The following is a 25062-nucleotide window of genomic DNA, read 5'->3' as shown; positions in this document are numbered from 1 at the left end:
CCGACACTCTCCTGACGGGGAGAGAGGTGCCCATGCCGCCCTTCATGGAACCGTTCCGCATCAAGGCCGTCGAGCCCATCCCCTTTCCCGACGCCGGGCAGCGCCGTGCCGCGCTCGTCGCCGCCGGGTTCAACCTGTTCCGCGTCCCGGCGAGCGCCATCACCATCGACCTGCTCACCGACTCGGGCACCAGCGCCATGTCCGCTGCCCAGTGGTCCGCGCTGTTCTCCGGCGACGAGTCCTATGCGGGCGCTCGCTCGTTCGACCGCTTCGAGCGCGTGGTCCGCGAGCTCACCGGCTACCCCGAGGTGCTGCCCGTGCACCAGGGCCGGGCGGCCGAGCGCATCCTGCTGCACCGGCTGCTGGAGCCCGGCGAGCTGAGCGTGGCCAACACGCACTTCGACAGCACCCGCGCCAGCGTGGAGGCCGCCGGTGCCGAGGCGCTCGACCTGCCGGTGCCGGTCGAGGACGACACGCCGGTGCCCTTCGGCGGCGATCTCGACGTGGCCGCGCTGGACCGCCTGCTGCACGGCCCGGACGGCGCCAGGATCCGCTGTGTGGTGCTGACGATCACCAACAACGCCCGCGGCGGCCAGCCGGTCTCGGTGGCCAACGCCGAGGCCACGCGGCGGCTGTGCACCGAGCACGGCGTGCCGCTGCTGCTCGACGCGTCGCGGTTCGCGGAGAACGCCTACCTCGTGCGCGCGCGCTCCGCCGAGCACGCGCCGCGCACGCCACGGGAGGTGGCACGGCTGATCTTCGACCTCGCCGACGGGTGCTGGGCCAGCCTCAAGAAGGACGGCATCGCCAACATCGGCGGGCTCATCGCGCTGCGCGACCCCGCGCTGGCCACCCGGTACCGCGACCAGCTGATCGAGACGGAGGGGTTCCCGACCTACGGCGGGCTCGCGGGCCGGGACCTCGACGCGCTCGCCCAGGGGCTGCTCGAGGTGGTGGAGCCCGCCTACCTGCGGTACCGGGCGGAGTCCGCGCTCTGGTTCGCCGATCTGCTCGAGCAGGCCGGGCTGCCGGTGCTGCGGCCCACCGGCTGCCACGCCGTGTACGTCGACGCGGGGCGGCTGCTCGGCCACCTTCGCCCCCAGGAACTGCCCGCGACAGCCTTCGCCAACGAGCTGTACCTCGCGGGCGCGGTGCGGGTGACCGAGCTGGGCACCCTGGTGTTCGGCAGGCCGGATCCCGCGGGCGGGCCGGACGTTCCCGCGCCGCGCGAGCTCGTGCGGTTCGCGTTGCCGCGCCGGGTCTACACGGCCAGCCACCTGCGCTACGTGGCGGAGGTGGCCGAGCAGGTCGCCGCCAAGGCAGCGGCCGTGCCGGGGTACCGCATCGTCCGGCAGACCGGTGCGCTGCGGCAGTTCGCCGCCACGCTCGAGCCCCTCGGCGGGACGTGAGCGCCGCGTAACGGCCCGCTGCGGCCCGCCGATGTCCAGGGCGACGGTGGCGACCCGTCACCGTGCTCTGCCGCGGCTGACCGGACGTGCATCATGCCGTTCGCAGACTGCGCCCGGTTGGCGGTATGCCGGGTTCGGCTGCCGAGACAGGATCCGACGCGGGAGGTTTCGACCGCCACGCCGGTCCCACCTGGCCGGCCGCGGCGACAACGGAATGCGTGCGCCCCGCGCATTCGCGGCGGGTCGCGGACGATCGCGACAACCTCGCCGATCGTGCGCCGCGATGCCGATGACAAGCGAATTCTCCGCACGACCGGCGCGCCCGGCCGGGCCCGACGCTGAGGTTCGACACCGTGGCCGACTCCATCCGGCGGTACGGCGTGCTTCCCGCCCCGGGGGCGAGTTACCCCTCGGCGCAACAGAGTGACCGCCCGGCGATCCCGGCCCCCGCGACGACTGCGCACCGCGTGTTTCCCGTGCTACGCTGGGTTTCTGCTTGAAATCTGCAAATTGCTAATGGCAAATCGCCCGTTCGGTGGTATGCGGGCGACAGCGGCGGAGCCCAGGCTAGATTCCGGAGGAGGTGGAGCGGGGAGGGTGCAGCCGTTGCGGGTCGAATTCCCCGGCGTGTCAATGATTCACAAACCATTGGACCGGTTCGAGCTCTTTCGCTCGCGGGATCTCGACGTCACTCGTGACACGGTGGCCGGGGTCTTCTGTGACCACCGGCTCGCGCTGGTGGGCCGCGACGCCCGGCTCGACGCGCGGATGAACGCCAGGCGCCTGGACAACGTCGGTTTCACCTACATCGCCTATGGCGAGGCGGTGCAGGTCGACCCCGGCGAGCTCGAACACTTCTACGTCGTGCAGGTGCCGCTGGCCGGCTGCGGGACGTACCGCTACGGCGCTCGCAGCGTCGGAGCGGGGCCCGGGGCCGCCGTGGTCGTCGGGCCACTCGCGCCCCTGCACATGCGGCTCAGTGCCGAGCTGGAACTGGTGATCGTGCGGATCGAGCGGACGGCACTCGAGGCGACGCTGGCCGATCTCATCGACCGGCCACTGCCTGCCCCGATCGAGTTCTCCCTCGGCATGAAACTGGCCGCGGGCTACGCCCGCACGTGGTGTGACTACCTGCGTTTCTGCGTCACCGAGCTGGACCGGCCGGACAGCCTGCTCGCGCATCCGCTGTCCCTGCACCACATGGAGCAGAACCTCATCAGCGGGCTGCTGCTGGCGCAGGACAACAACTACAGCGACACGCTCGAGGGCAAGGCGTTGCCCGCGCCCTCGCGGGCCATCGCCAGGGCGGTGGACGTCGTCGAGAACCACCCGGAGATCGCCCACACGATGGGCAGTCTCGCGAAACAGGCAGGAGTGAGCGTGCGCGCCCTACAGAAAGGATTCCGCAAACACCTCGACACGACACCGAGCGCATTTCTGCGCGCGGTGCGGCTGCAACGCGCGCACGACGAGCTCAAGGCGGCACAGGCCGATACCGTCACGGTCGGTGAGGTGGCGGGACGGTGGGGATTCATGCACCTCGGCAGGTTCGCCACGGCATACCGGCACAAGTTCAACGAAACCCCGTCGCAAACCCTACACAGATGATGGCCATGTATTTCTATGACGATGCGCAAAAAGGACAGAAAAGGACGCACGACGGATCGTTGACCGGGCCCACGCGGCCTATCGTCAACGACATGTCAGCCGGGAACCGCGGGCAGGCGTCACCGATGACGAACGGTGCGGAGCCCATCTGGGACCTGGTCAGGCGCGCTCGCAAGAGCCGTGGGCTCACGCAGTACCAGCTTGCCGACAAGCTGGCCGATCTCTCGCACAACCACAGCGTGAGCCGCGACGAGGTGGCGCGCTGGGAACGTGGCAAGCGCACACCGGGGCCCTACTGGCGGCGCTGGCTCAGCGTGGCACTGGACGTGCCCTCCGACGAGCTCGCCGCGGCGGTGAGGTACGGGCGCAGGCTGCGCTGGTGACGCTCGCGCTCCCCGGCTGACCGGCGCCCGCCGTGGGCGCCGGTTGAGCTGTGGGAGGGCACATGACGGCACTGGTGACACTCGTCAACCCCAACTTCGTGCATCCACCGGTCACGCCGTACGCGCTCGACATCCTCACCACCTCGCTCGAGGCGGAGGGCTTCGCCGTGGACGTGGTCGACCTGACCTTCGACCGCCACGACTGGCGGCCGGTGCTGCGCCACTACTTCGCCGGGCACAGGCCGCTGCTGGTCGGCGTGACCATTCGCAACACCGACACCATCTACGCCCAGCAGCAACGGGTCTTCCTCGGCGACCACAGGGCCGTCGTCGACGAGATCCGGGCGAACACGGACGCCCCGCTCGTCGCCGGAGGCGTCGGCTTCTCGTCGATGCCGTTCGCGCTCGTCGACTACCTCGGCATCGACTTCGGCGTGAAGGGCCCCGGTGAGCACATCCTGGTGCGGCTCGCCCGAGCGCTGCAGCACGGGGACTCACCGGAGGACATCGCGGGGCTGTTCGTCAACCAGGGCGGCGGGTGCGTCGAGCGGATCGCCGGTGCGCGGCCGTCCGGCAGGCCCCGGCGCCACGTGCTCCGCGGGGACGCGCGGCCCAGCCCGATCAACGCCACGAGCAGCTACGTGCGGCGCTCCGGCGTCGCGTTCAGGGTCGACAACCTGCGCTACTACCGGGCAGGCGGCCTCGGCAACGTGCTCACCAAGAACGGCTGCGCGTTCGCGTGCGCGCACTGCGTGGAACCCGATGCCAAGGGCGCCCGGTTCAGCAGGCGCGCCGTCGACGCCGTGGTGGACGAGATGGAGTCGCTCGTGGCGCAGGGCGTCCACGACCTGCACACCACCGACAGCGAGTTCAACCTCGTCGTCGCGCACAGCAAGGCCGTGCTGCGCGAGATCGTCCGGCGCAAGCGGGCCGACCCCGGCTCGGCCCTGCACCGGCTGCGGCTGTGGGTCTACGCGCAGCCCGCGCCGTTCGACGAGGAGCTCATGCGCCTGCTCGCCGAGGCCGGGTGCGCCGGCGTCAACCTGGCGCCCGACCACGTGCGCGAGGAGATGCTGAACGGCTGGAAGGTCACCGCGGGCGGCAGCCGCTACTACACCTTCGCCGACACCCGCGCCGTCTGCGCCCTGGCCCGCCGCTACGAGGTGCCGATGATGGTCGAGGTGCTGCTCGGCATGCCGGGCGAGACGGAGCAGACCCTGCGCGACGCCGTCGCGCGCACTCTCGAGCTCGGCGTGACCGTCACCGGCTACAGCCTCGGCATCCGCGCCTTCCCGTACTCCCCGCTGGGCAGGCGGCTGGCCGAGGAGTGCGGCGGCACCCGCACGGTGCCGGGCCTGCAGTCCGACACGGCGACCGAGCCGATCGTGCTCACCCCGCGCTCGCGGTGCGGCCCCATCGCCTACGAGCGGCAGTTCGTCTTCGACGCCGCGGGCCGGTTCCGGCCCGTGTACTACCTGTCGCCGCTGCTGCCGGAGGACCCGGAGACCCTCGGCTCGCCCTGCGGCCGGTGGGTCAACACCATCCGCCTGCTGTGGAGTCTGGTGCCGGCCTCCGAACGGCACCGGGTCATGTTGCCGACGCTGCAGGGCCTCACCGCCGACGACGACAACTTCGCCGACAACCCGTTCCTGCTGCGTGCCGTGGAACTCGGTTACACGGGTGCGTTCTGGTCTCACTGGCCCAGACGAGAGGAAATCATTCGAGAAATACCGAAAGTAGAATTCGCAGGTCAGCGACGCAGGCGTCCCTGATCAATTTATGAAAAACGTTCATCCGGCTTATCGGCGTATGGCCGGAGCGGGAAATCTTTGTTACGGGAACGTCACTGCGCACTCTTGCCACCGTCATGTTCATTGTCGGAATATGACGCAGGGCCCACGGCCGACTGCGTCGACGACATGAGTGGGGTGGCCGGTATGACAATGGCACCTGATGCAGCTGACCTACCCGCGAACCCGCTTTCCATCCGGCTGTCCATCAAGCACGAACGGCTCTGGTGGCACATCGACGACGAGGATCATCTGCCCGAGCGGTGGGAGGTGTCGGCCGACGTCTGGGCGGGGGAGGGCTGCCCCGACCACGTCCGGCACGTCGCCGACATCTCGCTGGTGATCGCCGATCTGCGGCGGGAACGCAACCTGCTCGACTCCGTCGCGCTCGGCGAGTGGGCCCTGGAGTACATCGCCGAGACCGTGCTCGACTCCAGCGACGGACGGCTCCATCCCGACCTGGACGCCCAGATCAGCGACGGCGCGCCCCGGATGGTGATCCTGCGCGACGTGCGGCTGGCCCCGCACTGGCGCGGGCACGGGCTCGCCGCCCCGCTCATCGCGGGCACGCTGCGCACGCTCGCCCACTCCACGCGGCTCGCGGCGTGCCGGGTCTCGCCCGCCGACTTCAGGGCTGCCTGCCCCGACCGCATCTCGGCCGAGCTCGCGAGCGTGCGCATGGCGGCGATGCTGGAACGGATCGGGTTCTACCCGTGGCGTGGCGTGCACGTGCTCGACCTGCGCAACCCGTCGCTGCTCGAAGCCAGGATGAGCCTGCTCGACAACTGGGGGCCCACCGCGCGCGACGAGCTACCCTGACGCGGCGGCGAGTCCGGTGTGGACCGTCGGGATCGGCGTGTTGACAGCGCCGTTCGCGGCGACCTAGCGTCGCCTGGTGATCACCTCCCAGGGGCTGCTGATCGGCATCGACATCGGAACGTCCAGCTCGAAGGGCGTGCTGGTGAACCCGTCCGGGGAGGTGCTGGCCAGGGCGAGCCGGACGCACGAGACGTCGTTTCCGCGGCCAGGCTGGGTCGAGCACGACGCCGAGACCGTGTGGTGGCGCGACTTCGTGGAGCTGTCCCACGAGCTGACCGCCGCCGCGGGCTCGCGGCCGCTGGCCGGGCTCGCCGTGAGCGGCATCGGGCCCGTGCTGCTGCCCGCCGACGCGGCAGGGCGCCCGCTGCGCCCCGCCATCCTCTACGGCGTCGACACGCGGGCGAGCCGCGAGATCGCGGAACTGACCGCCGAACTCGGCGCGGAGGCGATCCTGCGCCGCTGCGGCACGCCGCTGTCGTCGCAGGCGGTCGGGCCGAAATGGCGCTGGCTGGCCCGCCACGAGCCGGGCATCTTCGAGCGCACCGAGCTGTTTCTGATGGCCAGCTCCTACCTGGTCCACCGGCTCACCGGCGAGTACGTGCTCGACCACCACTCGGCCAGCCAGTGCGATCCGATGTACGACCTGCGCGCGGCGGACTGGGCCGGCGACTGGGCGCGGCTCGTCGCGCCCGGCATCGACCTGCCCCGGCTGCTGTGGCCGAACGAGGTGGCGGGCACGGTCACGGCGGCCGCCGCCGGGCAGACCGGTCTTCCGGAGGGCCTGCCCGTCACCGCGGGCACCGTCGACGCGTGGGCCGAGGGCGCCAGTGTCGGCGTCACCGAACCCGGCGACACGATGGTGATGTACGGGACGACGATGTTCCTCACCCAGGTGCTCACCGACCCGACGCCCGATCCGGGCCTGTGGACCACGCGCGGCGTCGTGCCCGGCACCTACTCGCTCGCCGCCGGCATGGCGACCTCCGGCGCGATCACCGACTGGCTGCGCAGGCTGGCGGGCGGGGACTTCGCCACGCTCGTCGCGCAGGCCGCCCGGGTTCCCGCGGGCAGCAGGGGTCTGCTCCTGCTGCCGTACTTCGCCGGGGAACGCACGCCGTTGTTCGACCCCGACGCCCGCGGCGTCATCGCCGGGCTGACGACGGGCCACGGCCTCGGCGAGCTGTACCGGGCGGCGCTGGAGGGCATCGCCTACGGTGTGCGGCACAACCTGGAGGCGATGGCGGGCGCGGGGGGAGTGGCGCGCAGGCTGGTCGCCGTCGGCGGTGGCGTGCAGGGCGGGCTGTGGACGCAGATCGTCTCCGACGTGACCGGCGCCGCCCAGCAGGTGCCCAGGGAAACGGTCGGCGCCGCGTTCGGCGACGCGCTGCTCGCCGCGAGCGCCGTCGGGCTGGAACCGGACATCGGCGGCTGGAACCCGGTGCGGTCGACCGTGCGTCCCGAGCCGGCCAGGACCGCCGTCTACGACGAGTTCTACGCTCGCTACCGCGACCTCTATCCATCCACAGTGGAAGTCGCTCACTTCCTGGCGGAGCAGCAGAAGCAGGCGGGCACCGACGCGGTGTAGCGCGCTACGGAGCAGTCTGCTACCGTGGTGCACGGCTGCTGTTACAGGACCGTTCATCCGCAACAGGTAGCCGTTGGCGGCGCGGCCGGCACCGTCAGGAGACAGGCCGCGCCGCCAACACCTGAGCAGACCACTGAGGGGAATGTCAGATGGCAGGGAGTTCGCGGGCCGCGTGCCCGATCGTCGCGAGAGAGTCGGCGGGCGTGAGCGCGTCGCGCAGGAGCGCGGCCCAGCGCGCGCGGTAGGCGCCGACCTTCGCGGGCTCACGGAAATGCACCCAGTCGGCGGCGGTCCGCACGAACACGGCACCCGGATCGTGCTCGAGTTCCTCCGCCAGGTCCAGGAGCGTGAAGTTGCCCTCGGCGGCCGCCTGGGCGGCGACGGCCGAGGGGAGCACCTGCACCGTGACATGGTGGCGCTCGGCGAGCGAGCCGAGGTGCGCGAGTTGCTCCCGCAGCACCGCCGGCCCGCCGACGGCCCTGCGCAGCACGGCGTCGTCGAGCAGCAGGTGCACGTCCGGCTCGTTCTGGGCCAGCACGCCCTGCCGTCCGGGCAGCAGGCTCGCCTGCAGCGGCCCGAGCGGCGGCTCGCCGAACTCGCGCAGCGCGGCCGTGTACGCGGGTGTCTGGACCAGGTCGGGCACGCAGTGCGGCGCGTAGATCCGCAGCGAGGCGGCGGAGGCCTCGAAGTTCACGAGCAGTTCGAGCTGCTCCAGCGCAGGCGGCTTCTGCGACTTCGTCAGCTTCGGGATCGCGTCCAGCCACCACAGCGGCGCCTGTTTGGACCGGTCCACGATCCGGGTGTACGGCTCGATGAGGTGGCCGTGACCGAGCCCGCCGAGTGAGTCCTCGACGTAGGCGGTGTTGATCGGGCGGTTTCTCGCCTCGAAATGCCGGACGCTCTGCGGGCTGCGGCCGATGGCCTTGGCCAGCTGGTCCGGGGTGAGCCCGCTCGCCTCGCGAAGGGTTCTGATGCGCATGGCGAACCAGTCGCTCGTCACGACGTGCGTCGGCGTCACCACGACGGGGAGCCCTTCCCTGCTGCTGCCGTCACCGGACCGTTCGCCCGGCACTCTAGTCGCGGCGCGCGGCCTCCTCGATCGCGGCGAGCGACTCGTCGGCGGGCAGCGCCTGCTCCCGCAGCCGCGCGAAGATGGTGTCGAACGGTGCGATCTCGTCCGGCTCCTCGTAGTAGACGTCGTGCGGTCCCACCTTGACGTGCACGATGCCCGGGTAGGTCGGCAGCTCCGGGAGCAGCACGATGCGGGTGAAGCTGCCGCCCGAGCCCGGGTGGGCACCGAGGTCGTCGGTGAGCACGCGAATGTCGATCCGTGGCCTGCGGGCCAGTTCGGCCAGGTGCTCGAGCTGGGCGCGCAGCACGTCGGTGCCGCCGACCCTCCTGCGCAGCGCCGCCTCGTCGAGCACGCACGTGATGCGCGGCGCGTCGGCCCGCTCGAGCACCTCCTGCCTGCCCTGCACGAGGCTGACCCCCAAGCCGGCCTCCTCGTCGTCGAGCTCGGGGTCCTCGGCACGCAGCACCGCCTCGGCGTAGCCGGCCGTGCGGAACAGGTCGGGCACGAGCTGCGCCTGGTAGACCATCAGCTCCACGGCGGAGGCCTCGCAGCTGAGCAGCAGCTTCGCCTGCTCGCCCACCACCTCGGCGGGAAACCGGCGCTCCCACCAGTCCTTCGGCTTGTTGGCGCCTGCCTCGGTGAGCACGTGCTGGAAGTGCGGGATCTGCTCGCTGTGGTTGTAGGTCGACAGCAGCGCCTCGATGTCGGCCAGCTGCGGCAGGTTCCGGCCCCGCTCCACCTGCATCAGCGCCTTGGGCCCGTTCTCGGTCACCTTGGCGGCGGTCGACAGGTTGATGCCCCTGTCGTTGCGCATGCGCTTGAGCTGGCGGCCGATGGCGCGACGGACCGCAGTCTTACCCGGTTCGACCAAGGCGTCACCTCTCTGCTCGTGGTGACGCCGCAGCGTCACCCGAATAGGCCACGCCGTTCCGGTAGCGGGCTACTGTGTAGCGCGCTACATTGGGTCGTGGCTACGTGCAGTTCGACACCTGTCACGTTAGCCCCCGGTGACGCCGGTCGTGGGACCCCCTGGAACACGGCCGCGTCGCCGGCTTCGCAACGGCGGGCGCACGAAGTACTGGGGAGCTGTGGCGGTATGACGGGACGGGACGTCCAGGAGATCTGCGCGGAGTGCGCGATCCCCCGGCGGTTCACGCCACCGGGAAGTCTCTGGCTCGCGGACGGCCACGGCAACGGCTACTGCCACGAGTGTCTCGCCATGCTCGAGCTCACGGGAGAACTGCTGGCCCTCGCGTCGGGCTGGCCGTACGAGAGGGAGGGGGAGCGACGCGCGTGACACACGGCGACCTGGCCTGGGTGGCCTGGGCCGTCGTCGACGCCCGGCGGCGGGCTCGGCGCTTCGCGGCGCACGACCACAGCACCGAAGCCGACCGGGCGCGGCAGGAGCTGGCCGAGGTCGAGGCCTGGGAGAAACGCCGGCGCGGGAGGGCCGTCCGGCTGTGGGTGGCGTACGTGGAGGTCCGGGTCGCGGCGCTCGACGCCGCGGACGCCCACGTTCGCCTCGCCGGCTACCTGCGGCACCCGTATCACCGGATCGGCGACACGCCCGGCCTCTACGTTCTGGGCGGTCCCGAGCCGGCCGCCGACGTGTCCGAACAGGACTGGGAACGGCTGCGGCGCGACTACCCGGCCACGGCCCTGTCGCATCGCGGTGACCGGGAACCCTACGGTCCCTTCGAGCGGGCGCACGTCGCCGCCTATGCCGACGCACTGAGCCGTTGTCATCATGCGCTGGCCTGCGGGAAGCGACCACACGACCCGCAGGCGACATCCGTGCGGCGGGTTGACAACGCCTCACCGACCACGGGCCGCGCGCGCCTGCTCGCACCCCCTGGCGAGCGAGTCGAGCCCGCACTCGCCGCGCGCGGCCCCTTCCCCGGCGAGGACGCCCTCGCATGCTGGCGCAGTGTCCACCGCGTGCACTTCCTGAGCCACCCCGTGGAGGCCGCGGCTCGGGGCCGGGCCCGCGAACTCGCCGCGACCATTGTGGACGGTTCCGGTGCGCCGCTGGGACGAATCGTCCGCCTCGAACCCGAGGACGGTCATCCCGGGGAGGGCGGGCACTGGGTGCATCCGGCCGAGGCCGTGGGGCCGCTCGCGGCCGGGGCCCTGTGGGACGACTACGACGCCGCCGAGCACGACACCGGCGCGCCCGCAGCGCTGGCCGGTGTCCTCGGCAGGGCGGCGGCGCAGGTGCGGGACACGTTCGCGCGGGACGCCCGCCTGCATGCCGCACCGGAACCGCCGCCAGGGGCCTGGCTGAGCGCGGCGGAACGTGCCGCCGAGGAGGCTCGCCGGGAGGCGGCCGGCAGGTCGCCCGACGAGGTGCGCAGGCTCGCCGACGACGCCGACTACCTCGCCGACCGGCTCGACGGCACCGGCACGGGGGACGACCGCGACCGCGCCGAACAACTCCGGCGCAAGGCAGCCGCCTACCGCGAGGCGGCGCAGGGCTAGGCCGTTGGCAGAACGTGGCTCCAGGAGGAGGTTTGCGGCGGGCTTCCGAACGCCGCCCAGCGTCCCGCGCCGACGCGCCCGGCCGCCGTCGCGCCGGATCGCCGGACGGTAGGCGACATGTCGACTGTTGCGCTGCGTTCTCAGCCGCGCACGGTCGATACACGGCCATGGAAACCTATGCAAAGGCGACTCCATGACGTATGCTGAAACATGAAGTGATCGCAACATGTTTCATGTTTCGATGACGTGCCCGGCGTCCGTCCTCCCTCCCCAGGACGCCGTGGCCTGATGAGTGCCCCGGTGCGGGACCCCCAGCCGCACCGGGGCACTCTCCTGCCGGGGGCCGGATCGCGAGCGTCAGCTGGCGGGCCGTTGCCGGGGCATCTGCTGCGGGCTGATGCCCCTGAGCACCTCGATCTTCTCGGTGCCCGGCCAGCTGTTGACCCAGCTGGAGCCGGTGACGTCCTTGGCGTGCTTCTTCAGCGGCGCCAGCAGCCGGGAGATCTCGCGGTAGGAGCCCACCGTGGCTCCCGCGCACACCAGCGTCGCCAGTGACACGGTCACCGGCAGGTTCTCCGCCGACCACGGCGTGTCCAGCAGGCCGTCCGCCACCGTGGTGATCTTGTCGATGTCGCAGGCGATGAGGAAGTCGTCGCCGCCGACGTGGCTCACCGTCACGCCCCCGAGCCGGTTGCTGAGGTCGGTGAGCTTGCGGCCCAGCGCCCGGATCAGGTCGTCACCCGCGGCGAAGCCCACGGAGTCGTTGACGCGCTTGAACGAGTCGATGTCGAGCCAGCCGACGACCACCGGCTGGCCCGCGGCGATGCGCCGGTCGACGTCGCGAGCCACCGAGTCGCTGCCCGGGAGCCGGGTGAGCGGGTTCAGCGCGGCGGCCTCCTCCACCTTGGCCTCCGCCATGCCGCGCACCACCTCGTTGACCAGCACGACCCCCTGGCAGCGGCCCGAGTCGTCCACCACCACGACGTCGTCGCCGCTGCGGTCCCAGTCCGCGTCGGCGATCAGGTCCAGCAGCTCCAGCGCCGCGGCCCCGTTGCGGATCACGTGCGGCGCGTCGGCCAGCCGCTCGGCAGGCCGGTGCGCGTGCAGGGCATGCCCGAACGGCCCGGTGACGGCGAGCAGGAACCGCGTGCGGTCGATCGACCACTGTGGACGCCCCTGGTCGTCGACACCGACGATGCCCGTGGGCGCGTCGCTCTCGATGAGGACGTTGCGCACCTCCTCGCAGGTCGCCTCCGCGGGCAGCGTGGTGGCCGGGCGCAGGAAGTCCTTGACGGTGTGGGCCGCGGTCGGCGTGAACGTGTGCGGGCCCACATGCGGGTCCGGGGTCGCCAGCGTGACGGTGCCGGTGGACACCATGCCGCGCCGCGCCGGAGCGAACAGGTTGCCCTGCACGATGCGGATTCCCAGCTGCCGCACGGTGTTCAGCTGCGCCTCGCTCTCGATGCCCGTCGCCACCAGGCGCACCTGCGTCCGTGCGGCGAAATGCACCAGCGATTCCACCAGCGCGACCGTCGCCGAGTCGTCGGGCAGCCTGCGCAGGGCGGTGCGGTCCATTTTCACCATGTCCACCGGCGCCTCCGCGAGCAGGTTCAGCGGTAGGTCGCCCGCGCCGAGGCCGTCGAAGGCGAGGCGGAAACCCAGCTCCGCCAGCCGGGACAGCCCGGCCAGCATCGCGCTCGGCGCGATGCCGTGGAACGGGGGGCCGATCTCGAGCACCAGTTCACGCGGTCGCCTGCCCGCCTCGGTGAGGGCGTCGAACAGCGGCTGCAGCGCGGGCTTCGGGGCCGCCGCCGTGAGGGCGGTGATGTTGAGGTGCAGGGGGAGCAGCGTCGCGTGGGGGGCTTCGTCAAGAATCGCGCGGGCCGCGAGGTTCACGTCGACTTCGACGAGTCTGCCGCGCCGGAGCGCGGAGCCGAGCAGATCGCCGACCCCGCCGGAGGACGGGCGCGCCAGCGCCTCCACCGCCACAACCCCACCGGTGTGCAGGCTGTACAGCGGCTGGAACGCAAAGCGCACCTGGTTCATGCCGGCGACTCCCACACCCAGATATTCACCCGCGTTGGGGCCAATTCGGTGAAATGTAGCCCGATAGTTACATACGAATAACGGTCGAATCAAGGATGACCGTCGTGTGATCACCTCCCTTTCTACTCCATCCAGTTGAAGTTCAGCTGAACGGTTACTGACTGGTAGTGACAAGTCGTCGCTATTCGTGAAATGTGTCCCCGCGTGAATAGTCGAGCACAGTCCGCACTAAGCCGCCGTGAGGTTCTGCGGGCGGGAGGTGCCCTCGCCGCCACGGGCGCGGGGCTGCTGGCCGTGCCACCGGCGGCCGCGGCTGCGGCCGGGCCGTTCGCGCACGGCGTCGCCTCCGGAGACCCGCTGCCGACCGGTGTGCTGCTGTGGACGCGGGTCACCCCGGCCGCGGAGGCGCTGCCCGGCTCCGGCGCCGGCCCCGAGGTGAGCGTCCGCTGGGAGGTCGCGCTCGACGAGGCCTTCACCAGGATCGTGCGGCGCGGCACGGTCGCCACCGGGCCCGCGCGCGACCACACCGTCAAGGCCGACGTGACCGGACTCGCACCCGGCACGTGGTACTGGTACCGCTTCCGCCTCGGCGGCGCCGTGTCGCCCACCGGGCGCACCCGGACCGCGCCCGCCACCGGCAGTGCTCTCGCCCGCCTGCGCTTCGGCGTCGTGTCGTGCTCCAACTGGCAGGCCGGCCACTTCTCCGCCTACCGGCACCTCGCCGAGCGCGACGACCTCGACCTCGTCGTGCACCTCGGCGACTACCTCTACGAGTACGCGCCCGGCGGCTACCAGGCGGGCGAGGTGCTCGTCCGGCCGCACGACCCGCCCGTCGAGATGACCACGCTGGAGCACTACCGGCGCAGGCACGCCCAGTACAAGACCGACCCCGACCTGCGGGCGCTGCACGCCCGCGTGCCGTTCGTCGTCACCTGGGACGACCACGAGTCGGCCAACGACGCCTGGTCCGGCGGCGCGGAGAACCACACCGAGCCCGCCGAGGGCACCTGGGCCGGGCGGCGCGCGGCGTCCCAGCAGGCCTACGCCGAGTGGATGCCCGTGCGCTACGAGCCCGGTGGCAGGCTGTACCGGCGGATCGCCTTCGGCGCACTGGCCGAGCTGTCGATGCTCGACCTGCGCACCTACCGCAGCAGGCAGGCCGCCCACCCGCTGGACCCGGTGATCTCCGACCCGGCTCGCACCATCACCGGCAGCGAGCAGCTGGGCTGGCTCACCGCGGGGCTGGTCACCTCCGGCGCCCAGTGGAAGCTCGTCGGCAACCCGGTGATGATCGCGCCGGTGCGTTTCCCATCGACGCTCTCGACGCGCGAGCTGGAGGCGCTGTCGCAGCTCACCGGTCCGCTGGAAGGCGTGCCGGTCAACGTCGACCAGTGGGACGGCTACACCGCCGACCGCGCCCGGGTGCTCGGCGCGCTGCGCGACCACGGTGTGCGCGACACCGTGTTCCTCACCGGCGACATCCACTCCGCGTGGGCGGCGGAGCTGCCCGCGGACCCGCTGACGTACCCGCTCACCCGCGACTCGGTGGGCACCGAGCTGGTGTGCACGTCGGTGACCAGCGACAACATCGACGACATCCTCGGGGTGCCGCCACGCACCGCGTCGGTGGGCGTGGAGGCGGCCATCCGGGTCGCCAACCCGCACCTCAAGTACGTCGAGCTGGACTCCCACGGCTACTCCGTGGTCGAGGTCACGCCCGCCGCGGTACAGATGGACTGGTTCGCGCTCGCCGACCGGACCGATCCGGCGAGCGCGGCCCGGCACAACGCGTCGTTCGTGGTGCGCGCCGGGACCCAGCGCGTCCAGCGCACGGGGGAGCCGCTGCGATGACCGAGTACTCCCGCCGCCGGTTCCTCCGCGTCGCCACCGGCACCGGCGCCGCCGTCGTCCTCTCCGCCGCCGCGGGCACGGCGCCGGCGGCCGCGGCACCGCAGGGCCCACGCGTGTACGTGCTCGTGGTGGACGGGTTGCGTCCCGACGAGATCGGCCCCGTGCTGACCCCCACGCTGCTGCGCCTGCGCGAGGCCGGGACGCACTTTCCCGCCGCGCGGTCGCTGCCGGTCACGGAGACCATCCCCAACCACGTGATGATGATGACCGGAGTGCGGCCCGACCGGTCCGGTGTGCCCGCCAACTCCGTCTACGACCGGGCCGAGGGCGCCGTGCGGACGCTGGACCGCCCGGCCGATCTGCGCGGCGCGACGCTGCTCGACCGGCTCGCCGCCACCGGAAGGACCACCGGCAGCGTGCTGAGCAAGGAGTACCTCTACGGCATCTTCGGCGAGCGCGCGAGCGTGCGCTGGGAGCCGTTCCCGATCGTGCCGGTCAGCGGGCACGCGCCCGACCTCGCCACGGCCGACGCGCTGATCGCGATGGTCGACGAGTCCGATCCGGACCTGGTGTTCTGCAACCTCGGCGACGTCGACCGCGTGGGGCACACGGATCTGACCGGCACGACACTGCGGGCCGCCCGCTCCGCCGCGCTGTGGGCGACCGATCTGGTCGTCGGCCGGTTCGTGCGGCACCTGCGCGACACGGGGCGCTGGGCCTCCAGCGTGCTCATCGTGCTCGCCGACCATTCCATGGACTGGTCGCTGCCGCACCGGACCATCTCGCTGCGGTCCACGATGGAGGGTGACCCGCTGCTGGAGCGCCGAGTCGCCATCGCGCAGAACGGCGGTGCGGACCTGCTGACGTTCACCGGGCCGGACGCCGAGCGCGCCGAGGCCGTGGCGCGGATGCGGCGGCTTGCGCTGGCCACCGACGGCGTGCTGTCGGCGCACGAGCCCGGCCAACTGCGGCTCGGGCCCGAGGCGGGTGATCTGGTGGTGTACTGCCGCGCGGGCTGGCGGTTCACCGACCCGCAGGTGTGGTCGAACCCGATTCCCGGCAACCACGGGCACCCCGCGACCGCGCCGATCCCGTTCTTCGTCACCGGCGGCCACCCGGCCGTCACGCCGGGCACCTCGTCGGCCCCGGCGCGGACGGTGGACGTGGCGCCCACCGTGGGCGCGCTGTTCGGCCTGCCGGAGCCGGACGGCGGCTACGACGGCACGGCTCGGCTGGCACCGGTCCCCGCGTCGCCGCGTTGAGACTCGTCCGGAACACGGCGGGAACTGCTCCGGCGCGCGCTGGCGGCTTCCGGTTTCCGCCGTTGCCGGGAACCGCGGTTCCGGGTCGTTTCGCCGGGGGTTCGCGCCGTTTTCGCGAATCCGGGTGCGGGCGATGCCGTGCGCCTGCCGTCCGGTTCCGTAAAGCGGCGGTGTTCGCCGGGTGGTGCGTTTTCTGGCGCCCGGTTTCGGATCCGAACGCAGAACTCGTGGTTCGGAGCGCAGAACTCGCGGGCCTGAGTGCGGGACTCGCGGGCTGGAATGCAGGACTCGCGGGATGCTAAGCCTATGCAACTATTGGGTTACGGTTTCGGCGTTGCGGGGTAACACGGAGCGCGCGGCGGGGGCACGTCGCTGCCCGGGAGGGGTTCGGCGACCGTTGCCCGGGGTACCCGGATGATCGCCCGGTGTTCCGGATGGCGGATTTGTTGATCGATGCGCAACGCGTTGCTGAGTACGCTACGAACTCAACTGGGGCACCACTTGTCAGGCTCACGGACTAGACGGAGTGCCAAATAGGCACCCAGGGCAACCTTGAGTAGCATTCGCTGCTCCATCCGAGTGAAGCTGTTGCGTGGAGCACAATACCCTTGGTTCGGCTGTCAAGAGGGTGTGGGAAAGACGTCCGCACAGCGCGACTACCACCCGGTATGCCCGTACTGTGTGGCCCCTCGGGCGCGTGCGCCCTGCGCCCGGGAGTGCGGATCGTGCCCGCCGGAGTTATACGAGGGGTGAAAACCCTGTTCACGCAATCGACCCATTGATTGGGTCGCGCTCGGCTCAATAGATTGAGTCAAGGCGGTTTGCTCCGGATCAGCGTCGATGGGCTGCAATCTGCCGAGTCGGGGTGAAGGGGCCGGATCCGTGCCGATCCGGTACTTGGCTGCGCCGTGCAGGCGCATTACGGGCCGCAATGTGCACCGACCACGCGTGCTCTTCGAACGCTGGTCGCCGGCCTGTGTTCTCGTGCGCCCTTTTTCCGGCGATGGCACGGGTGTGCCCGGACGCATGCCCACATGCGGAGGAGGAAACGAAAAAAGTGTCGTGAACGCGAACGCGGATCCGAGAAGACGCTGATTTCGGCCGAACCTGAAGGGAAACGCAATGAAGGATTCGATGCCTGGCCAAATGGACGTGCGAGAGTCCGGTGAAGAGAACGAGACCCGGATAGAGGCACACCCGGAGCAGGCGTTCGGTCCGGACCCGCTGGAGGTTCGCGACTCCGACCACTACACCAACGAGTACGTCACCGGCTTCGTGGAGAAGTGGGACGAGCTGATCGACTGGAAGAAGCGCTACGAGAGCGAGGGCAAGTTCTTCGTCGACCTGCTGAAGTCCCGTGGCGTCAAGTCGGTGCTCGACGTCGCGACCGGCACCGGCTTCCACTCGGTGCGGCTCATCGAGGAGGGGTTCGACACGGTCAGCGTCGACGGCAGCGCCGAGATGCTGACGAAGGCCTTCGAGAACGGCCTGAGCTACGGCGGCCACATCCTGCGCGTCGTGCACGCCGACTGGCGCTGGCTCAACCGCGACGTGCACGGCCAGTTCGACGCCGTGGTCTGCCTTGGCAACTCCTTCACCCACCTCTTCTCCGAGCGGGACCGCCGCAAGGCGCTCGCCGAGTTCTACGCGGTGCTCAAGCACGACGGCATCCTGATCCTGGACCAGCGCAACTACGACGCGATCCTGGACAACGGCTACTCGAGCAAGCACACGTACTACTACTGCGGCGACCAGGTGACCGCGGAGCCCGAGTACGTCGACGAGGGGCTGGCGCGGTTCCGGTACCGCTTCCCCGACGAGTCGCAGTACCACCTCAACATGTTCCCGCTGCGCAAGGACTACGTGCGGCGGCTGCTGCGCGAGGTGGGCTTCCAGCGGGTCGAGACCTACGGCGACTTCCAGGAGACGTTCACCGCCGACGACCCGGACTTCCTCATCCACGTCGCGGAGAAGCAGTACATCAAGACCAGCGACGACGCACCCACCTACTCGGGTGCGGTCGGCGTGGCGCGTGACTACTACAACTCCGACGACGCGGACAACTTCTACTACTCGATCTGGGGCGGCGAGGACATCCACGTCGGTCTCTACGAGACACCGGACGAGGCCATCGCGCCCGCCAGCAGGCGCACGGTGGAGCGCATGGCGAGCAAGACCGGGCTCACCAAGGACAGCAGGGTGCTCGACATCGGGGCCGGCTACGGCGGCGCCGCGCGCTACCTCGCCAAGACCTACGGCTGCAAGGTCACGTGCCTCAACCTCAGCGAGGTCGAGAACGAGCGCAACCGCAAGTACAACGTCCAGCAGGGGCTCGACGGGCTGATCGACGTGGTCGACGGGTCGTTCGAGGACCTGCCCTTCGACGACAACGAGTTCGACGTCGTCTGGTCGCAGGACGCGATGCTGCACAGCGGTGACCGCAGCCAGGTGCTGCGCGAGGTGGCCCGGGTCCTCAAGCCGAAGGGCGAGTTCATCTTCACCGACCCGATGGCCTCCGACACCTGCGACAAGACGGCGCTGCGGCCGATCCTGGAACGGCTGCACCTCGACACGATGGGCTCGCCGGACTTCTACCGGCGGGAGCTGAACCGGCTCGGCATGTCCTCGATCGAGTTCGAGGACCACACGCACCAGCTGGCCACCCACTACGGTCGCGTCCTGGAGGAGACCGAGCGTCGTAACGACGACATCTCCGCCAGCGTTAGTAACGAGTATCTGACGCGGATGAAGGTGGGTTTGAGGAACTGGGTCGAAGGCGGCCGTGCCGGCAATCTCGCGTGGGGCATCTTCCACGCGCGGTCCTGACACACTCCAGCTGTGCCCTCCGGGCGCGCACGCACGCTGTGTGCGCCCCTGACCACAAGCCTGCGCGCCTGACGCGCCTGACGACAGCAAGGGAAGCACTGTGACTGCAAACCGAAGGTTGTTCACCAGCGAGTCCGTGACCGAGGGCCACCCGGACAAGATGTGTGACGCGATCAGCGACACGATCCTGGACGCGATGCTCGCCGCGGACCCCCGCAGCCGCGTCGCGGTGGAGTCGCTGATCACCACCGGCCAGGTGCACGTGGCCGGTGAGGTGACCACCGACGCGTACGTGGACGTGCCCACGCTGGTGCGGGAGAAGATCCTCGACATCGGCTACGACTCGTCGGACAAGGGCTTCGACGGCACCTCGTGTGGCGTGAACGTGGCGATCGGCTCCCAGTCGCCCGACATCGCGCAGGGCGTGGACACCGCGTACGAGACGCGGCTGGAGAACGCCCTGGACGATCTGGACAAGCAGGGCGCCGGTGACCAGGGGCTCATGTTCGGCTACGCCTGCACCGACACGCCGGAGCTGATGCCGCTGCCGATCGCACTGGCGCACCGCCTCTCGCGCAGGCTGACCCAGGTGCGCAAGGACGGCACGGTGCCGTACCTGCGGCCGGACGGCAAGACGCAGGTGACCATCGAGTACGCCGGTGAGCAGCCGGTGCGCCTGGACACCGTGGTGATCTCCAGCCAGCACGCCGAGGGCGTCGACCTGGACAAGATGCTCGCGGTGGACCTGCGGGAGAAGGTCATCGCCCCGGAGATCTCGTCGCTGGGACTGGAGGCCGAGGACCCCAGGATCCTCATCAACCCGACGGGCCGGTTCGTGGTCGGCGGCCCGATGGGTGACGCCGGTCTCACCGGCCGCAAGATCATCGTGGACACCTACGGCGGCATGGCCCGGCACGGTGGCGGTGCCTTCTCGGGCAAGGACCCGTCGAAGGTGGACCGTTCCGCGGCGTACGCGATGCGCTGGGTGGCCAAGAACATCGTCGCGGCGGGCCTCGCCGACCGTGCCGAGATCCAGGTCGCCTACGCCATCGGCAAGGCGGCGCCGGTGGGCCTGTTCGTGGAGACCTTCGGCACCGAGAAGGTGGCGCCGGAGAAGATCCAGAAGGCGATCGACGAGGTGTTCGACCTGCGGCCCGCCGCGATCATCCGCGATCTGGACCTGCTGCGCCCGATCTACGCGCAGACGGCCTCCTACGGGCACTTCGGGCGGCCGGACGCGGACCTGCCGTGGGAGCGCACCGACCGCGCCCCCGCTCTGAAGGACGCCGCCAAGGCCTGACGGTGGTCCGGCCCGGCCGCGTGAGCCCGCGCGCGGCCGGGTCCGCCTCGCGCCCCGCCCAGCCCACGATGTGAGGAGTGCCCTGTTATGCGTATCGCGGTGACCGGCTCCATCGCCACCGACCACCTGATGGTCTTTCCCGGCAAGTTCTCCGACCAGTTCGTCGCCGACCAGCTCGAGAAGGTGTCCCTGTCGTTCCTGGTCGACCAGCTCGACATCCGGCGGGGAGGTGTCGCGGCGAACATCTCGTTCGGGCTGGGCTGCCTGGGCATGAACCCGGTCCTGGTCGGGGCCGTGGGCACCGACTTCGACGACTACCGTTCGTGGCTCGAGCGTCACGGGGTCGACACGAAGTCGGTGCACGTGTCGCAGACGCGGCACACCTCCCGCTTCCTGTGCACCACCGACGAGACGCAGGCGCAGATCGCGTCGTTCTACGCGGGCGCGATGGAGGAGGCCCGCAACATCGAGCTGCAGGCCGTCGCCGACCGCCTGGGTGGCCTGGACCTGGTGGTCGTGGCGCCGAACGACCCGGTGGCGATGGTGCGCCACACCGAGGAGTGCCGCGAGCGCGGCATCCCCTTCGCCGCCGACCCTTCGCAGCAGCTGGCCCGCATGGAGGGCCCGGAGATCCGCAAGCTGGTCGACGGCGCGGCCTACCTGTTCACCAACGAGTACGAGACGTCGCTGCTGCTCAAGGCCACCGGCTGGACGGCGGACGAGGTGCGTCAGCGGGTCGGCCGCTGGGTGATGACCCACGGTTCGGAGGGTGTGCGCATCGAGGGCGACGGGTTCGAGCCCGTGTTCGTCCCGGCACACGACGTGAGCGAGGAGGTCGACCCCACCGGTGTGGGTGACGCGTTCCGCGCCGGGTTCCTGTGGGGCCTGCACGCGAAGCTGAGCCTCGAACGCTCCGCGCAGGTGGGCTGTACGCTGGCGGCGATCGTTCTGGAGACGGTCGGCACCCAGGAGTACACATTGGACCGCGCCGACTTCTCCAAGCGGATCGCCAAGACCTACGGCAACGACGCCGCGGCCGAGATCGAGTCGAAGCTGCGAGTGTGAGCGGGAGTATGGACAGCGACAGTCGTTTCCTCGCCGAACTGAACCGGCGGGTGCTCGTCGCCGACGGCGGGATGGGGACGGCGCTGCAGGCCCACGATCTGACGCTGGACGACTTCGCCCAGCTGGAGGGCTGCAACGAGATCCTCAACGAGACCCGTCCCGACGTGGTCAGTTCGGTGTACCGGGGCTTCCTGGAGGCCGGTTCGGACGCCATCGAGACCAACACCTTCGGCACCAACCTGGCCAACCTCGGTGAGTACGGCATCACCGAGCGCATCCGCGACCTCGCGGAGAAGGGCGCGGTGCTGGCCAGGCAGGCCGCCGACGAGTTCTCCACCCCCGACCGCCCGCGGTTCGTCCTCGGCTCGGTGGGGCCGGGCACGAAGCTACCCACCCTCGGGCACGCCCCGTACGCGACGCTGCGCGACGCCTACGTGGACAACGTGCTCGGCCTGCTCGACGGCGGGATCGACGCGGTGCTGGTGGAGACCTCGCAGGACCTGCTGCAGACCAAGGCGGCGATCGTCGCCGCCAAGCGGGCCATGGAGCAGGCCGGGCGCCGGGTGCCGATCATCGCGCAGGTGACCGTCGAACAGACCGGCACGATGCTGGTGGGCTCGGAGATCGGTGCGGCGCTGACGGCGCTGGAGCCGCTGGGCATCGACCTGATCGGCATGAACTGCGCCACCGGCCCCGCGGAGATGAGCGAGCACCTGCGGGTGCTCGCCGACCACGCGCGGGTGCCGCTGTCGGTGATGCCCAACGCCGGCCTGCCCGAGCTGGGTCCCAACGGGGCGGTGTACCCGCTGCGGCCGGACGAGCTGGCCGAGGCGCTGTCCGGGTTCGTCACCGAGTTCGGCGCCCGGCTGGTGGGCGGCTGCTGCGGCACCACGAACGAGCACGTCAGCGCCGTGGTCGAGGCGGTGGCCGGCCTGCAGCCGAGGGAACGCACCCCGGAGGTCGTGCCGGCGGTGTCGTCGGTGTATCAGTCGGTGCCGTTCGAGCAGGACGCCTCGATCCTCAACATCGGCGAGCGCACCAACGCCAACGGGTCGAAGAAGTTCCGGGAGGCGATGCTCGAGGCGCGCTACGAGGACTGCGTCGAGATCGCCAAGGCGCAGACCCGTGAGGGCGCGCACATGCTCGATCTCTGTGTGGACTACGTGGGCCGCGACGGCACCGAGGACATGCGGGAGCTGGCCTCGCGGCTGGCGACGGCCTCCACGCTGCCGATCATGGTCGACTCCACCGAGCCGGACGTGATCGAGGCCGGGCTGGAGCATCTCGGTGGCCGGTGCTCGATCAACTCGGTGAACTACGAGGACGGCACCGAGCCGGGCGGGCGCTACGACCGGGTCATGCGCATGGCCGTCGAGCACGGCGCCTCGGTGGTGATCACCTGTATCGACGAGGAGGGGCAGGCCCGCACCGCCGACTGGAAGCTGCGGGTCGCCGAGCGGGCCATCGAGGACCTGACCACCAACTGGGGGATGGAGGAGTCGGCGATCATCGTCGACTGCCTGGTGTTTCCCATCACCACCGGTCAGGAGGAGGTCCGCAAGGACGCGCTGGAGACGATCAACGCGATCCGCGAGCTCAAGCGGCGGCACCCGGACGTGCAGACCACGCTCGGGCTCTCCAACGTCTCCTTTGGTCTGAACCCGGCGGCGCGGCAGGTGCTCAACTCGGTGTTCCTGCACGAGTGCCGCGAGGCCGGGCTCGACTCGGCGATCCTGAACTCGTCGAAGATCCTGCCGATGAACAAGATCGAGGACGAGCCGCGCGAGGTGGCGCTCGACCTGATCTACGACCGGCGTGCCGAGGGCTACGACCCGCTGCAGAAGCTCATGGCGCTGTTCGAGGGCAAGACCGCCTCCTCGAGCAAGGCGTCGCGGGCCGAGGAGCTGGCCAAGCTGCCGCTGCTGGAGCGGCTGGAGAAGCGCATCATCGAGGGCGAGGTCAACGGCCTCGAGGCCGACCTCGACGCCGCGATGGCCGAGAAGCCGCCGCTGGACATCATCAACGAGAACCTGCTCGCCGGCATGAAGGTCGTCGGTGACCTGTTCGGCTCCGGGCAGATGCAGCTGCCGTTCGTGCTGCAGTCGGCCGAGGTGATGAAGACGGCGGTGGCCTACCTCGAGCCGCACATGGAGAAGGACGACTCCGGCGGCAAGGGCAAGCTGCTGCTGGCCACGGTCAAGGGCGACGTGCACGACATCGGCAAGAACCTGGTCGACATCATCGTCTCCAACAACGGCTACGACGTGGTGAACATCGGCATCAAGCAGCCGATCAACGCCATCCTGGAGGCCGCGGAGGAGCACAAGGTCGACGCCATCGGCATGTCCGGCCTGCTGGTGAAGTCCACCGTGATCATGAAGGACAACCTGCAGGAGATGAACGCCCGCGGGGTGGCGCAGAAGTACCCGGTGCTGCTGGGCGGCGCGGCGCTGACCCGCACGTTCGTGGAGAACGACCTCGACGAGGTCTACGAGGGCGACGTCCGCTACGCCAAGGACGCCTTCGAGGGGCTCAACCTCATGGACCGGCTGATGGCGGTCAAACGAGGCGAGACCCCGGCCGAGGACGAGGCGGAGCAGGCGAAGAAGGCCGAGCGCAAGGCCCGGCGCGAACGCTCGCTGCGGATCGCGGAGCAGCGCAAGGCCGCCCAGGGCGAGGAACCGTCGCTCGACGATACGACCCGGTCCGATGTGGACGCCGACGTGCCGGTGCCCACGCCCGCGTTCTGGGGCTCCCGCGTGGTCAGGGGAGTGCCGGTGGCCGACTACCTTTCGCTGCTGGACGAGCGGGCGACGTTCTTCGGCCAGTGGGGCCTGCGCGGCGCCCGCCAGGGCGAGGGACCGTCCTATGAGGAGCTCGTGGAGACCGAGGGCAGGCCCCGGCTGCGCGCCTGGGTCGACGAGCTGTCCACCCAGGGCATCCTCGCCCACGCCGCACTGGTCTACGGCTACTTCCCGTGCTACTCGGTGGGCAACGACCTGGTGGTGCTCGACAAGGACGAGCCGGACGCGCCCGAGCGGATGCGGTTCAGCTTCCCCCGCCAGCGCCGGGACAGGAGACTGTGCCTTGCCGACTTCTTCCGCTCCCGGGAGAAGGCCGAGGAGACCGGGCAGGTGGATGTGCTGCCCGTGCAGCTGGTGACCATGGGCCAGCCCATCGCCGACTACGCAGGCGAGCTGTTCGCCAAGGACGCCTACCGGGACTACCTGGAGATCCACGGCCTCGGCGTGCAGCTCACCGAGGCACTGGCCGAGTACTGGCACCGCCGCATCCGGCAGGAACTGCGGTTCTCCTCCGGCGCCGCGGTGGCCGAGGAGGACCCCGAGGACGTGCAGCAGTTCTTCAAGCTGGGCTACCGGGGCGCCCGGTTCTCCTTCGGCTACGGCGCCTGCCCGGACCTGGAGGACCGGGCCAAGATCGTCGAGCTGCTCGAGGCCGAGCGGATCGGCGTGGAGCTCTCCGAGGAGTTCCAGCTGCATCCCGAACAGTCGACCGACGCGATCGTCGCCCACCACCCCGAAGCGAAGTACTTCAACACGTGAGTGCT

17 protein-coding genes are annotated in these 25062 nt (G+C 70.5%); 14 read left to right on the top strand and 3 right to left on the bottom strand.

Annotated features, from left to right (window positions below):
• The first annotated feature begins 32 nt into the window (after positions 1-32).
• The 6 genes from BAY60_RS33500 (at position 33) to BAY60_RS33475 (ending at position 7594) form a co-directional block, all read left to right on the top strand.
• On the top strand, positions 33-1409 hold the full coding sequence (locus tag BAY60_RS33500; RefSeq protein ID WP_112285369.1) for a tryptophanase: 1377 nt from the start codon (positions 33-35) through the stop codon (positions 1407-1409).
• 648 nt (positions 1410-2057) lie between these two features.
• Positions 2058-3017: an AraC family transcriptional regulator gene (locus BAY60_RS33495; protein WP_112285368.1), complete on the top strand. Its 960-nt coding sequence runs from the start codon at positions 2058-2060 to the stop codon at positions 3015-3017.
• A 92-nt stretch (positions 3018-3109) separates the two neighbouring features.
• A complete protein-coding gene (locus BAY60_RS33490; RefSeq protein WP_112285641.1) occupies positions 3110-3400 on the top strand; it encodes a helix-turn-helix domain-containing protein in 291 nt (96 codons plus the stop codon).
• A gap of 62 nt (positions 3401-3462) precedes the next feature.
• Positions 3463-5172: a tryptophan 2-C-methyltransferase gene (gene tsrT, locus BAY60_RS33485; protein WP_112285367.1), complete on the top strand. Its 1710-nt coding sequence runs from the start codon at positions 3463-3465 to the stop codon at positions 5170-5172.
• 165 nt (positions 5173-5337) lie between these two features.
• Entirely contained in the window at positions 5338-6009 is a 672-nt protein-coding gene (locus tag BAY60_RS33480) for a hypothetical protein (protein WP_146771123.1), read from the top strand.
• A 76-nt stretch (positions 6010-6085) separates the two neighbouring features.
• Positions 6086-7594: an FGGY-family carbohydrate kinase gene (locus BAY60_RS33475; RefSeq protein WP_425466500.1), complete on the top strand. Its 1509-nt coding sequence runs from the start codon at positions 6086-6088 to the stop codon at positions 7592-7594.
• A 145-nt stretch (positions 7595-7739) separates the two neighbouring features.
• On the opposite strand, the gene BAY60_RS33470 is transcribed toward BAY60_RS33475, so the two are convergent.
• On the bottom strand, positions 7740-8615 hold the full coding sequence (locus tag BAY60_RS33470) for a helix-turn-helix domain-containing protein (RefSeq protein WP_146771122.1): 876 nt from the start codon (positions 8613-8615) through the stop codon (positions 7740-7742).
• Between the two features lie 52 nt (positions 8616-8667).
• Positions 8668-9537, bottom strand: coding sequence for a DUF5753 domain-containing protein (locus tag BAY60_RS33465; protein WP_112285364.1), 870 nt, complete (start codon positions 9535-9537; stop codon positions 8668-8670).
• A 225-nt stretch (positions 9538-9762) separates the two neighbouring features.
• Here BAY60_RS33465 and BAY60_RS33460 point away from each other — a divergent pair, with 225 nt between their 5' ends.
• On the top strand, positions 9763-9963 hold the full coding sequence (locus tag BAY60_RS33460; RefSeq protein WP_112285363.1) for a hypothetical protein: 201 nt from the start codon (positions 9763-9765) through the stop codon (positions 9961-9963).
• Positions 9960-11144, top strand: coding sequence for a hypothetical protein (locus BAY60_RS33455; protein ID WP_112285362.1), 1185 nt, complete (start codon positions 9960-9962; stop codon positions 11142-11144). The genes BAY60_RS33460 and BAY60_RS33455 overlap by 4 nt, the downstream gene beginning before the upstream one ends.
• A gap of 357 nt (positions 11145-11501) precedes the next feature.
• Here BAY60_RS33455 and BAY60_RS33450 read toward each other — a convergent pair whose 3' ends face one another.
• On the bottom strand, positions 11502-13190 hold the full coding sequence (locus tag BAY60_RS33450; protein ID WP_112285639.1) for a GGDEF domain-containing protein: 1689 nt from the start codon (positions 13188-13190) through the stop codon (positions 11502-11504).
• Positions 13191-13382: 192 nt separating this feature from the next.
• On the opposite strand from BAY60_RS33450, the gene BAY60_RS33445 reads away from it, so the two are divergent.
• The 6 genes from BAY60_RS33445 (at position 13383) to metH (ending at position 25057) form a co-directional block, all read left to right on the top strand.
• The gene (locus tag BAY60_RS33445; RefSeq protein WP_112285361.1) at positions 13383-15041 is read left to right on the top strand and encodes an alkaline phosphatase D family protein; all 1659 of its coding nucleotides are present in this window, start codon (positions 13383-13385) and stop codon (positions 15039-15041) included.
• On the top strand, positions 15038-16303 hold the full coding sequence (locus tag BAY60_RS33440; RefSeq protein ID WP_112285360.1) for an alkaline phosphatase family protein: 1266 nt from the start codon (positions 15038-15040) through the stop codon (positions 16301-16303). The genes BAY60_RS33445 and BAY60_RS33440 overlap by 4 nt, the downstream gene beginning before the upstream one ends.
• Before the next feature lie 1134 nt (positions 16304-17437).
• Entirely contained in the window at positions 17438-19129 is a 1692-nt protein-coding gene (locus BAY60_RS33435; protein WP_245992919.1) for a glycine/sarcosine N-methyltransferase, read from the top strand.
• Between the two features lie 100 nt (positions 19130-19229).
• Positions 19230-20429 (top strand): methionine adenosyltransferase, encoded by a 1200-nt coding sequence (gene metK / locus BAY60_RS33430; RefSeq protein WP_112285358.1) that lies wholly within the window; start codon positions 19230-19232, stop codon positions 20427-20429.
• An 87-nt stretch (positions 20430-20516) separates the two neighbouring features.
• Entirely contained in the window at positions 20517-21494 is a 978-nt protein-coding gene (locus BAY60_RS33425; RefSeq protein ID WP_112285357.1) for a carbohydrate kinase family protein, read from the top strand.
• A gap of 8 nt (positions 21495-21502) precedes the next feature.
• Positions 21503-25057, top strand: coding sequence for a methionine synthase (gene metH / locus BAY60_RS33420; RefSeq protein WP_112285356.1), 3555 nt, complete (start codon positions 21503-21505; stop codon positions 25055-25057).
• Positions 25058-25062 lie beyond the last annotated feature (5 nt).

This window comes from Prauserella muralis, from assembly GCF_003202285.1.
Classification (GTDB): Bacteria; Actinomycetota; Actinomycetes; order Mycobacteriales; family Pseudonocardiaceae; genus Prauserella_B; species Prauserella_B muralis.
The sequence above is the reverse complement of the archived record's forward strand: the minus strand, read 5'-3'. Positions and strand labels throughout refer to the sequence as shown.